Raw genomic sequence first — 12,023 nt, 5'->3', positions numbered from 1 at the left:
GCCCTGGTCACCGCCGCCCCATTCGTCACCGCCCGAGCGCGCGCCGCCGCCGCCGGCACCGCCACCCTGGCCGCCGCCGGGGCCGTCGAGCATCACCAGCGTGCCATCGAAGCCCTGGAGCACGATCTCGGTCGAATATTTGTCCTGCCCGTCCTGGCCCTGCCATTTGCGGGTCTGCAGCTTGCCCTCGATATAGACCTTCGAGCCCTTGCGGAGATAGCGTTCGGCGGTGTTGGCAAGGCCCTCGTTGAAGATTGCGACCGAATGCCATTCGGTCTTTTCCTTGCGCTCGCCGGACTGCTTGTCCTTCCACGTCTCCGAGGTCGCGATACGCAGGTTGACCACCTTGCCGCCATTCTGGAACGACCGCGACTGCGGATCCTGCCCCAGATTACCGACGAGAATCACCTTGTTGACGCCGGCCATGCCCGCTCTCCGCCTAGAGCGATTTCGAGCCGGGCATTTCGCCCGGCGACTCGGAAATCGCGGTTGCTGTTAAAGTCCTGCCCAGGTCGCGATCCAGAAGGTCGCTCCTGCCGCGACATAAGCGAGCACGAACAAATAGCCAACCATGAAGGCGGGCCACTTCCACCCATTCGTCTCCCGACGCGTCACCGCGATCGTCGACAGGCATTGCGGCGCGAACACGAACCACATCAGGAAAGCCAGCGCGGTCGGCAGCGGCCAGTCGACCTTGAGCTTGCTGCCCAGCGCCTGGTCGGTCTTTTCCTCGGCGGCGTCATTGCCCGCCGACGAGCCCGCGTCGATCGCATAGGTGGTGGCGAGCGCCGACACCGCGACCTCGCGTGCGGCCATCGCCGGCGGCAGGGCAAGCGCGATATTGTGATTGAAGCCGATCGGCTTGACGACGACCTCGATCACCGAGGCGATCCGGCCGGCGATCGAATATTCGGTCTGCTTCTGCCCCGCGGGCGCCACCGGATAGGAGGCGAGCACCCAGAGGATGACGTTGGAGAGCAGGATGATCGTGCCGGCGCGCTTGAGGAAGATCACGCAGCGCGACCAGAGTCCCAAGCCCACGTCTCGGAGCGACGGCATCTGATATTTGGGCATCTCCATCATGAAGCCCTGGCTCGGCCCCTTGGTGACGGTGCGCCTGAGCACCCAGGCCGCCGCCATCGCACCGACGGTGCCGAGCACGTACAGGCCGAACAGCACCAGCCCCTGCAGGCCGACGCCCGGCAGCACGTGGCGTGCGGGAATGCAGGCGCTGATGATCAGCGTGTAGACCGGCAGCCGCGCCGAACAGGTGGTCAGCGGCGCAATCAGGATCGTGGTCAGCCGGTCGCGCGGATCGTCGATCGTCCGCGTCGCCATGATCCCGGGCACCGCGCAGGCGAAGCTCGACAGCAGCGGGATGAAGGCGCGGCCCGACAGGCCGACGCGCGCCATGACGCGGTCCATCATGAAGGCGGCGCGGACCATATAGCCCGTCGCCTCGAGCATCAGGATGAAGAAGAACAGGATCAGGATCTGCGGCAGGAACACGATCACCGCACCGGTGCCCTTGATCACGCCCTCGGTCAGAAGATTGCGCAGGAAGCCGCCGGGCAGCGCGGTCTGGACCCATCTGCCGATCGTATCGAACAGCGCGGTGATCGCGTCCATCGGCGCCTGCGCCCAGGCGAACACCGCCTGGAACATCACGAACAGGATGACCGCCATCAGCAGCGGACCGCCGACCGGGTGCAGCGCCACCGCATCGATCCGATGGCTCCAGCGGCGCGCGCCCTGCTCTTCGCGCGTGGCGGCAATCGCGATCGCGCGCGCGCGGCGCTGGAGCACGACGATATCCTCCTGGATCACCCCCGGCCCGGCCGCGATCCGGCGCACGCCGCCGTCGCCGATCAGGCTCTCCATCGCTGCCTTGAGCTCGTCGATGCCGCGTTTGCGCACCGCGACCGTCGGGATCACCGGCACGCCGAGCTCGGCCGAGAGCTTGGCGGCGTCGATCGTCAGCCCGTCGCGCTCGGCCATGTCGATCATGTTGAGCGCGACCACCACCGGGAGCCCTAGCCGGATCAGCTGCAGCGCGAAGCGGAGATGATTGTCGAGATTGGTCGCGTCGACGACGATCAGGATCGCCTGCGGCAGACGCTCGCCCTCCTGCCGGCCGAACAGCACGTCGCGGGTGACCTGCTCATCGGGGCTGGCCGGCTCGAGCGAATAGGTGCCGGGCAGGTCGATCAGTTCGATCGGGCGGCCATCCAGCAGGCTCATCCGGCCCGCCTTGCGCTCGACCGTCACGCCCGGATAATTGCCGACCTTCTGCCGCGCGCCGGTCAGCGCGTTGAACAGCGCGCTCTTGCCGGCATTGGGATTGCCGACCAGCGCCACCATCGGTGCGGGATTCATCGTCCGGTCAGGCCGCCAGCGCTTCGACCGAGATCGCGTGCGCCTGCGCCCGCCTGAGCGCCACGGTCATGCGACCCACGCGGCACGCGATCGGATCCTTGCCGAACGGCGCGACATGCAGCGCTTCCACCGTCACGCCCTCGTCGAGGCCCAGTTCGCGTAGGCGGCGCGCAGCGGTGTCGGCGAGGTCGGCCCACGCGATCGCGAGCACGCGGGCGGGGCGGTTGAGCGGCAATTGGTCGAGGCGCACGGGCACGGATCCAGTTCGACGGAGTAAACTCCCGTGATAGTCATTATCAATAACGGACGCGAAGCGCCAGCGAGAAGGCGACGAGCCGCGTACCACTGCCGTCCCGACGGAAGTCGGTACCCGTGGATGCGGTGCGATCGGAGAGCGGCGACGCCGTATCTATGGGTCCCGGCTTTCGCCGGGACGACGGCGAACAGCTTAGCTCGCCGGATAGCGCAGCCGGCCGAGTAGCCGCGTCACGCTGAACTGGCGCTCGGGATCGGGGCGGAACTGCGCCTTGAGCTTCTCGATGCGCATCACGTCGGCGAGCCGGCGGTCGAGAAAGCCGCGCGTGTCGGTCTCCTCCGCGCTCTCGTCGTCGAGCCACACGACCAGCGTCGCGCCGTAGACTGCCGACAGCGTCAGCCGCTTGCTATAGTGGTTGAGGTCGGTCGCGGTGTCGCCGGCGATCCGCCACATCGTGTCGGCGGCGCGCCAGCCGAGCTTGGTCGCGGCGACGGGATGGCGCGCGAGCAGCGCCAGCGCGGTGCGCGCCGCCTGCTTGGTCGGCCGCACCAGATCGAGACGCGCGAGGATCAGCGCGCCGATGCGGTCGCGGATCTTCATCGCGGCGATGCGCTCGGGCGGGAAGGCGGCGGCGAGCCGCGCGTCGATGCTGGCATACCAGGCGTCGACCATCCCGATCGCGCCGTCGGGAAAGGCGAGCCGGGCGTGGCCGGGATCGAGGCCGAGCCCCTTCGCCGCGGCTTCGAGAGCCGCGTCGCCCCAGCCGTCGAACATGGCTTGGGCGGGGATCGCGGCGCCGAGCGCCAGACGCATCTCGTCGAGCGTCGGATCAGAGGGCAAGGTCGGGAGCAGGGTGTCGGCCATTCGCCCTTCTAGCCTGCGGGGCGGCGGCGGACCAGCACCAGTGCGGTCGCGATCAGCAGCGCGCCGACGATGTCGAGCGGGGTCAGCCGCTCGCCATAGACGCCCCAGCCGATCGCTGCGGCGACCAGCGGCTGGGTAAGCAGCGCGAGGCCGACGACGAGCGGCGGCAGCGTGCCGATCGCATAGACGAGCAGCCCTTGCCCCACCACTTGGCTACCGATCGCCAGCGCGAGCAGCGGACCCCAATGATGCGGCCAGATCGACCCTTCGATCAGCACCGCGGTCGGCAGCAGCAGCGCGGCCGCCGCGACGGTCGCGATCGCCAGCGTCGGCCAGGTACCGAGGGTCGCGCGGGCGCGGTCGACCGCGATCATGTAGCCGGCATAGCTGAGCCCCGCGGCCAGGCAGCATAGGTCGCCCGCCAGCCGATCGGCGGAGAGCTGGTAGGAGCGGCCGAGCAGCAGCGTCGTGCCGACCAGCGCGAGCGCGATCGCGAGCGCCTGCCAGCGTCCGGGCAGGGTACGTGCGACCAGAAAGCCATAGCCCGCGAAGAAGAAGCTCGAGATGTTGCCGAACAAGGTCGCGTTGGCGAGCTTGGCGTGAAGGATGCCGACGTGCCAGAAGCCGAGATCGAGCGCGAAGAAGCCGCCCGCCAGGATCGTCGCGCGCCACAGTCGCGGCGGCAGCGCATTGAAACGCTGCCCGGACCGCAAGGCGATCAGCCACAGGAAGGGGATCGCCAGCGCGAGCCGCCAGAAGCCCGAGGCGAGGGGGCCGACATCGGCCATCCGCACGAACCACGGGCCGATCGCGAGCACGACATTGCCCAGCATCAAGGCCGCGAATGCCAATCGCGGCGGCGGGGCCGCGGCGGCAGCGGCAGGCGGGTCGTCGGCAAGAATTTCTTGCTCGAAGATCGGCTCGGGCGGGGCTGGACGGTCGTGCATCGCGCCCCATATAGCCCGCTCCGACGGCTTGTCCCGTTGCAAAGGAAGACCAATCCTATGCCGACGCTCTTCGATCCCATCCAGCTTGGCGCGATCGCCGCCCCCAATCGCATCATCATGGCGCCGCTCACCCGCGGCCGCGCGACCCGCGCGCATGTCCCGACCGAGCTGATGATCGACTATTATCGGCAGCGTGCCTCCGCCGGGCTGATCATCACCGAGGCGACCGGGATCAGCCAGGAAGGGCTCGGTTGGCCCTATGCGCCGGGATTGTGGAGCGATGCGCAGGTCGAGGCGTGGAAGCCGATCACCGATGCGGTCCACGAGGCTGGCGGGCGGATCGTCGTCCAGCTCTGGCATATGGGGCGGCAGGTCCACTCGTCGGTGATCGGCGGCCAGCCGGTGTCCTCGTCGGCGACCGCGACCGCGGGCCAGGCGCACACCTATGAGGGCAAGCAGGATTTCGAGACCGCGCGGCCGCTCGGCCTCGACGAGATACCGCGCCTGCTCGAGGATTATCGACTCGCCGGCGCCAATGCGCTGAAGGCTGGGTTCGACGGCGTCCAGCTCCACTCGGCCAATGGCTATCTGATCGACCAGTTCCTGCGCAACAACGCCAATTTTCGCGACGATTCCTATGGCGGCTCGGTGGAGAACCGCATCCGCCTGCTCGGCGAGGTGACGCAGGCGCTGGTCGACGTCGTCGGCGCGGACCGTACCGGCGTGCGGCTGTCGCCCAACGGCAATTCGCAGGGTGTCGACGACAGCGATCCGGTGCCGCTGTTCACCGCCGCCGCCGCCAAGCTCGATGCGATCGGCATCGCCTTCCTCGAACTGCGCGAGCCGGGCCCGGACGGCACGTTCGGCAACACCGAGGTGCCCAAGATCTCGCCCGACATCCGCAAGGTTTTCAAGGCGCCGCTGATTCTCAACTCGGATTTCACCGCCGAGAAGAGCCAGGACGCGCTCGACGACGGCGTGGCCGACGCGATCGCCTTCGGCCGGCCGTTCATCTCCAACCCCGATCTGGTGCGGCGCCTGCGCGAGCAGCTGCCGCTCACCCCTGACGTCGCGCCGACCTGGTACAGTCAGGGTCCGGTGGGCTATACCGACTATCCATTCGCGGAAGAGACGGTCGCGGCCTGATATGCGTCGGCCCTTCCCGTCACCCCGGCTCGAGCCCGGGGTGACGGGATCGGGATCAGCGGGGCGCCGACTCGCGGGATCGCCGGGCGGCGCGCCACGTCTCAGCGCTCTGTCCCCAGACGTCCACGCGCATCGCGTCCAGCGGCGCCGGCAGTCGCGCCGGCCCGCGCAGCGTCGAGCCCAGTCGCACGGCGAGCGCGATCGAGGCGTGGTTGTCGGGATGGATGGTGTGGATGACGTCCGACCAGCGCAGCACATCGACCGCATAGTCGATCGTCGCCACCGCGGCCTCTTGCGCCAGCCCGCGTCCAGTACATTCGGGCAGGATGCCCCAGCCGACCTCGGTGCCGGGCCAGCCCTCGGGCTGCCACGGCCCGACCCGGCCGATCCAGCGACCGCTGTCTCGCGCGATCACCGAGAACATCGAAAAGCCGCGCACGATCCACGCACCCGCCATGCCGCACATCGTGCGCCACGCCGTCGCGCGGTCCTGCACGCCGCCGAGATAGCGCATCGTCTCTGCATCGGCGCAGAACCGCGCCCAGTCGTCGAAATCGCCCGCCTCCGGCACGCGCAGGATCAAGCGCGGCGTCGACAGGACGACGGGCGTCACCGCGCGAACTTGTCCTTGAGCGCCAGCATCGCCAGCGCCGCCTTGGCGGCCTCGCCGCCCTTGTCCTTTTCGGTTGGGCGCGCGCGGGTAAGCGCCTGCGCCTCGTCCTCGGTGGTGAGGATGCCGTTGCCGATCGCGAGGCCATCGAGCGTCAGCGCCATTAGCGCGCGCGCGCTCTCGCCCGCGACGATCTCGAAATGATAGGTCTCGCCGCGGATCACCACGCCGATCGCGACGAAAGCGTCATACTGGTCGGCCGCCAGCGCGATCGCGCCGGGCACTTCGAGCGCCCCCGGGACGGTGATCGTCTCATGGCTGTGGCCCGCCGCGGCGATCGCGGCGCGGGCGCCGGCGAGCAGCAGGTCGTTGAGATGGTCGTAGAAGCGCGCCTCGACGATCAGGACACGCGCCATCAATTCTCTCCCGCGGCATAATCGCCGATCTTGCGTTCGCCGACGATGTTGAGCCCATAGCCGTCGAGCGCGATCAGCGTATGGTGCGAATTGGTCAGCAGGATCATGTCGTGGATGCCGAGCTCGGCGAGGATCTGCGCACCGACGCCATAGTCGCGCAGTTCCTGCATGTCGGGGCGTTTTGTCGTCGCCATCGCGCGGACAAGGTCGCTCATCGGCCCCTGGCGGGCGAGGATCACCACGACGCCGCTGCCTTCCTCGGCGATCGCCTCCATCGAGCGGCCAAGCAGCCCCTCGCGCGGATCCTGGAGACCCAGCACGTCGCTGAACATGCCGAGCGCGTGCATCCGGACGAGCGCGGGCTTGGCGGGGTCGAGCCGGCCTTTGACCAGCGTCAGCGTCTCGGTGTCGATCGCCTTGTTGCGATAGGTGATCGCGGTCCATTCGCCGCCATAGCGACTGTCGAACTTGGCCTCGGCGATCTTCTCGACATTATGGTCGTGGCGGCGGCGATAGGCGATCAGGTCGCGGATCGTGCCGATCTTGAGCCCGTGCAGCTGCGCGAAGGAGACGAGATCGTCGAGCCGCGCCATCGTGCCGTCCTCGTGCATGATCTCGCAGATCACCCCGGAGGGGTTCAACCCGGCAAGTCGCGAGACGTCGACCGCGGCCTCGGTATGGCCGGCGCGGACCAGCACGCCGCCCGGTCGCGCGATCAGCGGGAAGACGTGGCCGGGGGTGACGATATGCTCCTTGCCCTTCGACGCGTCGATCGCGACCGCGACGGTGCGCGCGCGGTCGCCCGCCGAGATGCCGGTGGTGACGCCGTCGCGCGCCTCGATCGAGACCGTGAAGGCGGTCTCGTGGCGGGTGCCGTTGTGGCGGCTCATCAGGTCGAGCCCGAGCTGCTCGACGCGCTCCTTGGCGAGCGCGAGGCAGATCAGCCCCTTGCCGTGGGTTGCCATGAAGTTGATCGCGCTCGGCGTCGCCATCTGCGCGGGGATGACGAGATCGCCCTCATTCTCGCGGTCCTCGTCGTCGACGAGAATGAACATGCGGCCGTTCTTGGCCTCGTCGATGATCTCCTCGGTCGTCGAGAGGAAGGCGTGGCGCATGCGGCGGAAGGGTTCGGCGGCGGTCATCGGCGGAGCTGCTCCATGCGGCCCAGATAGCGGGCGAGGATATCGATCTCGAGATTGACCCGATCGCCGGCGCCGAGCGCGCCCAGCGTGGTCAGCGCGGCGGTGTGCGGGATGATGTTGATCGCGAAGCGGACCTGGCCGTCGGGCTGGTCGGCGACGTCGTTGACGGTCAGCGACACGCCATCGATCGTGATCGAGCCCTTGGCGGCGAGATAGGGTGCGATCGCCTGCGGCGCGGCGATCTCGATGCGGTGCGAATCGCCGTCGGCGCGAACCTCGACGACGGTGCCGATGCCGTCGACATGGCCGGTGACGATATGCCCGCCGAGCTCGTCGCCGACTTTCAGCGCGCGTTCCAGGTTCAGCCTGTGACCCTCGGCCCACATCGCGGGCGCGGTGCGCGACACGCTTTCGCCCGAGACGTCGACCGCGAACCAGCCGGGCGCGCCGGCGGGGGCCTTGTCGACGACGGTCAGGCACACGCCCGAGCAGGCGATCGACGCGCCGAGATCGACCGAGCCCATGTCGTAGCCGCTGTCGATCACGATGCGCAGGTCGCCGCGCCTTTCGATGCGTGCGATCGTGCCGATGTCGGTGATGATGCCCGTGAACATGGCCGTTCCCCTAGCGCTGCCGCTCGTAGATTTCGAGTCGGTCCTGCCCCAATGTCCGCGCGTCGGCCAGTGCCCAGCGGCCGTTCGCGTCGGCAAGGCTCGCAAGGCCGATGTCGCCGATCCCCAGCTTGCCGGCGCCGATCAGGATCGGGGCGCGGTAGAGCAGCAGCCGATCGACCAGATCGGCGGCAAGAACGCTCGACGCGACGCCGGCGCCACCTTCGATGAGGAGGTGGTCGACGGCGGCAAGGGTGGCGATGTCGGGGGGCGAAGCGACCACTTCCCACGCCCGTTCGTGCTGAGCGAAGTCGAAGGACGGGCGGCGCTCGCCCCCTGCCGTGGTGGTCAAGAGCAAGCGCCGTGGGCTGCGCTCTTCCAATCCCGGAAGCCGCACGTCGAGCCTTGGCGCATCCGCCTCATAGGTGCCGCGCCCGACGAGGATCGCGTCCGCCCGCGCGCGCTCGAGGTGGCCGTGCGCGCGCGCCTCCGGGCCGGTGATCCACTTGCTCTCGCCCGAGGCCAGCGCGATCCTGCCGTCGAGCGAGGTCGCGAGCTTGAGCGTGACATGCGGCCGTCCGCGCGCCTGCCGCATCAGGAAGCCCGCCATCGCGCGACGCGCGGCGTCCGTGCCGACGCCCTCGACGACCGTGATCCCCGCCTCGTGCAGCCGCGCAAAACCGCGGCCGGCGGTGCGCGGATCGAGGTCGGTCAGCGCTGCTACGACGCGCGCCGGCCGTGCCGCGACGAGCAGGTCGGCGCAGGCGGGTCCACGCATGCTCTCGTGCGCGCAGGGTTCGAGGCTGACATAGACGGTCGCGCCGGTCGCCGCGGCGCCGGCCTGGTCGAGCGCCATCGCCTCGGCATGCGGGCGCCCGCGCGGCTGCGTCCAGCCACGCCCGACGACGCGCCCGTCGCGCACGACCACGCAACCGACATTGGGGTTGGGCGCGGTGCGCCCGCGGCCGCGTTCGGAGAGCGCGATCGCGCTCGCCATCCAGCGCGCGTCGTCGGCCGCGATGGAAGCGCTCACAGCCAGCCCGTCGTCGCCTTCTGCACCTTCTGGAACGAGGCGCGCCGCGCGGCCTCGGCGCGGTCGCGGGCGATCCGGTCCTTCTTCTGCTCGGCGATGATCTCCGCGTCGGTGCGGTTGGCGGGCCAGCTTTGGACGAAGACGATCTCCTGCATCGGCTCGACGCGCGAATCATGCCAGAAGGCGAACAGGATGAAGACGGTGATCGCCACCGCCAGCCCCGCGAACAGCCATTCGTGGCGCTCGCGCGTGGTCAGGAAGACGCGCAGGTCGCGGGCGCTCGCGGCGATGTTGCGGGGCGTGGGGAGGAACATGGCGGACAAGATAGGGTGGACGCGCGCGCGCGGCTAGCCGGCGGCGGCGCGCAAGCGTGCGATCGCACGGTCCCGACCGATCAGCGGGAGCAGTGCCGCCATTTCGGGGCCGTGATCCTGACCGGTCAGCGCTAGCCGGAGTGGCAGGAACAAAGTCTTGCCTTTGCGCCCCGTCAGGCCCTTGAGCGCGGCGGTGAGCGCGGCCCAGGGCGCTGCGGACCAGTCGAGCGTCTGAGCGGCCTCCGCGGCGTGTCCGGCGAAGATCCGGTCGTCGGCGTCGAAGGCGGGCGTCGCGATCGGGCCCTCGATCGTCGCGAACATGGCCGCCGCCTCGCCGAGCGTCGTCAGATTGGGGCGGATCGCCAGCCAGACCGTCTCGTCGATCCCGGCCGGCAGCCGTTCGCGCACCGCGTCGAACGGCAGGAGATGCAGCGTGCGCGCATTGAGTTGCGCGAGCTCGGCCGAATCGAAGCGCGCCGGAGCGCGGCCCATATGGCCGAACGCGAAACCCTCGATCAAGTCGACCGCCGCCGCGACGGGCACCACGGGGTCGCTCGTTCCGATCCGCGCGAGCAGGGCGAGCAGCGCCTGTGGCTCGATACCCTCGTCGCGGATCGCGCCGACACCGATCGCGCCTTCGCGCTTGGAGAGCTTGCCGTCGGTACCGACCAGCAGCGCCATATGCGCGAAGGCCGGGGCACGAGCACCGAGCGCCGCGAACATCTGCAGCTGCACCGCGGTGTTGGAGACATGATCCTCGCCGCGCACGACATGGCTGATCCGCATGTCGATGTCGTCGATCACGCTGGGCAGCAGATAGAGCCAGCTGCCGTCGGCGCGGCGGATCACCGGATCGGACATCAGCGTGCCGTCGAATTTCTGCGGGCCGCGGACGAGATCGTCCCAGGCGATCGGCGCGCCGTCGAGCTTGAACCGCCAGTGCGGCGTGGCGCCCGTCGCGTCGAGCGAATGGCGTTGCTCCGCGGTCAGCGTGAGCGCCGCGCGATCATAGATCGGCGGCAGTCCGCGGCCGCGCGCGATCCGGCGCTTGACCGACAGCTCCTCCTCGCTCTCGTAGCAGGGATAGACGCGCCCCCCGGCATGGAGCGTCTCGAAGGCCGCCTCGTAGAGCGCGAAGCGGTCCGACTGGCGGACCTCGCCGTCGGGCACGAGCCCGAGCCAGCCGAGATCGGTGCGGATCGCGTCGACGAAATCCTCGGTCGAGCGCGCCGCGTCGGTATCGTCGATGCGCAGCATGAAGCTGCCGCCGTCCGCGCGCGCCGCCAGCCAGCACACCAGCGCGGTGCGGATGTTGCCGACGTGCAGCCGGCCGGTCGGCGACGGTGCGAAACGCGTGATGGTACGAACTTGGGACATATCGTCCCTCTAGGCAGCGTGTCATCGTACCGCAACTTGGCAGCGGGAGCTGGCGTCGCTAAGGCGCGCGAACATTGGCCCCGGGGCGGGGGCGGCTGGTCGGGATATTCAAGCGATGAAACTCTTGTCGGGCAATTCGAACCTGACGCTGGCGCAAGCCATCGCCGACTATCTCGACATGCCGCTCACCAAGGCGAGCGTGCGGCGCTTCGCCGACGAGGAGATCTTCGTCGAAATCCAGGAAAATGTCCGCGGCGAGGACGTGTTCGTGATCCAGTCGACGGCGTTCCCGGCCAATGACAATCTGATGGAATTGCTGATCATGATCGACGCGCTCAAACGCTCGTCGGCGCGGCGGATCACCGCGGTTCTGCCCTATTTCGGCTATGCCCGGCAGGATCGGAAACCCGGCCCGCGCACGCCGATCTCGGCCAAGCTCGTTGCCAATCTGATCACCGTGGCAGGTGCCGACCGCGTGCTGTCGATGGATCTCCACGCCGGGCAGATCCAGGGCTTCTTCGATATCCCGACCGACAATCTCTATGCCGCGCCGGTGATGGCGGCCGATATCCAGGCGCGCTTTGCGGGGCGCAACCTGATGGTGGTGTCGCCTGACGTGGGCGGCGTGGTGCGGGCGCGGGCGCTGGCCAAGCGGCTCGACAACGCACCCCTCGCCATCGTCGACAAGCGGCGCGAGCGGGCCGGCGAGTCGGAGGTGATGAACATCATCGGCGACGTCGAGGGGCGGTTCTGCATCCTGATCGACGACATCGTCGACTCGGCCGGCACGCTGTGCAACGCGGCGGCGGCGTTGTGCGAGGCGGGGGCGGAGGGTGTCGTCGCCTATGTCAGCCACGGCGTGCTGTCGGGCAACGCGGTGGCGCGGGTCGAGGGATCGCGGCTGACCGAGCTGGTCATCACCGACTCGATC

14 protein-coding genes are annotated in these 12,023 nt (G+C 69.1%); 2 read left to right on the top strand and 12 right to left on the bottom strand.

Features of this window, described 5'->3' with window-relative positions:
- The 5 genes from ssb to Q0326_RS14040 all read right to left on the bottom strand — a co-directional run.
- Window positions 1–426 (bottom strand): single-stranded DNA-binding protein (gene ssb, locus Q0326_RS14060; RefSeq protein WP_298691561.1); only part of this gene is annotated, 426 nt, incomplete at its 3' end.
- A gap of 69 nt (window positions 427–495) precedes the next feature.
- Window positions 496–2,376 carry a ferrous iron transporter B gene (locus Q0326_RS14055; protein ID WP_298691559.1) on the bottom strand — a complete coding sequence of 627 codons (1,881 nt, stop codon included), beginning with the start codon at window positions 2,374–2,376 and terminating at the stop codon, window positions 496–498.
- Between the two features lie 7 nt (window positions 2,377–2,383).
- Window positions 2,384–2,626: a FeoA family protein gene (locus tag Q0326_RS14050; RefSeq protein ID WP_298691565.1), complete on the bottom strand. Its 243-nt coding sequence runs from the start codon at window positions 2,624–2,626 to the stop codon at window positions 2,384–2,386.
- Between the two features lie 198 nt (window positions 2,627–2,824).
- Window positions 2,825–3,496, bottom strand: coding sequence for a COQ9 family protein (locus Q0326_RS14045; protein WP_298691557.1), 672 nt, complete (start codon window positions 3,494–3,496; stop codon window positions 2,825–2,827).
- An 8-nt stretch (window positions 3,497–3,504) separates the two neighbouring features.
- Window positions 3,505–4,443: a DMT family transporter gene (locus Q0326_RS14040; RefSeq protein ID WP_298691555.1), complete on the bottom strand. Its 939-nt coding sequence runs from the start codon at window positions 4,441–4,443 to the stop codon at window positions 3,505–3,507.
- Window positions 4,444–4,500: 57 nt separating this feature from the next.
- On the opposite strand from Q0326_RS14040, the gene Q0326_RS14035 reads away from it, so the two are divergent.
- Window positions 4,501–5,589, top strand: coding sequence for an alkene reductase (locus tag Q0326_RS14035; RefSeq protein ID WP_298691553.1), 1,089 nt, complete (start codon window positions 4,501–4,503; stop codon window positions 5,587–5,589).
- A gap of 55 nt (window positions 5,590–5,644) precedes the next feature.
- On the opposite strand, the gene Q0326_RS14030 is transcribed toward Q0326_RS14035, so the two are convergent.
- Genes Q0326_RS14030 through gltX form a run of 7 tightly spaced genes read right to left on the bottom strand, consistent with a single transcriptional unit; the run spans window position 5,645 to window position 11,092 of the window.
- A complete protein-coding gene (locus tag Q0326_RS14030) occupies window positions 5,645–6,202 on the bottom strand; it encodes a GNAT family N-acetyltransferase (RefSeq protein WP_298691551.1) in 558 nt (185 codons plus the stop codon).
- Window positions 6,199–6,615: a 6,7-dimethyl-8-ribityllumazine synthase gene (ribH, locus tag Q0326_RS14025; protein WP_298691549.1), complete on the bottom strand. Its 417-nt coding sequence runs from the start codon at window positions 6,613–6,615 to the stop codon at window positions 6,199–6,201. The genes Q0326_RS14030 and ribH overlap by 4 nt, the downstream gene beginning before the upstream one ends.
- Complete coding sequence (gene ribB, locus Q0326_RS14020; protein WP_298691547.1) at window positions 6,615–7,757, bottom strand: 3,4-dihydroxy-2-butanone-4-phosphate synthase; 1,143 nt, start codon at window positions 7,755–7,757, stop codon at window positions 6,615–6,617. Before ribB ends, ribH begins: the two co-directional genes overlap by 1 nt.
- Window positions 7,754–8,371 (bottom strand): riboflavin synthase, encoded by a 618-nt coding sequence (locus Q0326_RS14015; protein ID WP_298691545.1) that lies wholly within the window; start codon window positions 8,369–8,371, stop codon window positions 7,754–7,756. The genes ribB and Q0326_RS14015 overlap by 4 nt, the downstream gene beginning before the upstream one ends.
- Window positions 8,372–8,381: 10 nt before the next feature.
- Entirely contained in the window at window positions 8,382–9,401 is a 1,020-nt protein-coding gene (gene ribD, locus Q0326_RS14010) for a bifunctional diaminohydroxyphosphoribosylaminopyrimidine deaminase/5-amino-6-(5-phosphoribosylamino)uracil reductase RibD (protein ID WP_363304164.1), read from the bottom strand.
- Window positions 9,398–9,715, bottom strand: coding sequence for a hypothetical protein (locus Q0326_RS14005; RefSeq protein WP_298691543.1), 318 nt, complete (start codon window positions 9,713–9,715; stop codon window positions 9,398–9,400). Before Q0326_RS14005 ends, ribD begins: the two co-directional genes overlap by 4 nt.
- A gap of 33 nt (window positions 9,716–9,748) precedes the next feature.
- Window positions 9,749–11,092 carry a glutamate--tRNA ligase gene (gene gltX, locus Q0326_RS14000; RefSeq protein ID WP_298691541.1) on the bottom strand — a complete coding sequence of 448 codons (1,344 nt, stop codon included), beginning with the start codon at window positions 11,090–11,092 and terminating at the stop codon, window positions 9,749–9,751.
- 115 nt (window positions 11,093–11,207) lie between these two features.
- Here gltX and Q0326_RS13995 point away from each other — a divergent pair.
- A partial coding sequence (locus Q0326_RS13995) for a ribose-phosphate pyrophosphokinase (protein ID WP_298691539.1) occupies window positions 11,208–12,023 on the top strand: 816 nt, incomplete at its 3' end.

Origin of the sequence: uncultured Sphingomonas sp. (assembly GCF_937859915.1) — a bacterium.
Taxonomy (GTDB): domain Bacteria; phylum Pseudomonadota; class Alphaproteobacteria; order Sphingomonadales; family Sphingomonadaceae; genus Solisphingomonas.
Note: the sequence above shows the minus strand (reverse complement) of the source record. Positions and strands in the feature narration are given on the sequence as shown.

Excerpts from the sequence above, each read along its gene's own strand:
- Q0326_RS14055 (WP_298691559.1), bottom strand. The coding sequence starts at position 2,376 with ATGAATCCCGCACCGATGGTGGCGCTGGTCGGCAATCCCAATGCCGGC.
- Q0326_RS14045 (WP_298691557.1), bottom strand. The coding sequence starts at position 3,496 with ATGGCCGACACCCTGCTCCCGACCTTGCCCTCTGATCCGACGCTCGAC.
- Q0326_RS14040 (WP_298691555.1), bottom strand. The coding sequence starts at position 4,443 with ATGCACGACCGTCCAGCCCCGCCCGAGCCGATCTTCGAGCAAGAAATT.
- Q0326_RS14035 (WP_298691553.1), top strand. The coding sequence starts at position 4,501 with ATGCCGACGCTCTTCGATCCCATCCAGCTTGGCGCGATCGCCGCCCCC.
- ribH (WP_298691549.1), bottom strand. The coding sequence starts at position 6,615 with ATGGCGCGTGTCCTGATCGTCGAGGCGCGCTTCTACGACCATCTCAAC.
- ribB (WP_298691547.1), bottom strand. The coding sequence starts at position 7,757 with ATGACCGCCGCCGAACCCTTCCGCCGCATGCGCCACGCCTTCCTCTCG.
- Q0326_RS14015 (WP_298691545.1), bottom strand. The coding sequence starts at position 8,371 with ATGTTCACGGGCATCATCACCGACATCGGCACGATCGCACGCATCGAA.
- Q0326_RS14005 (WP_298691543.1), bottom strand. The coding sequence starts at position 9,715 with ATGTTCCTCCCCACGCCCCGCAACATCGCCGCGAGCGCCCGCGACCTG.
- gltX (WP_298691541.1), bottom strand. The coding sequence starts at position 11,092 with ATGTCCCAAGTTCGTACCATCACGCGTTTCGCACCGTCGCCGACCGGC.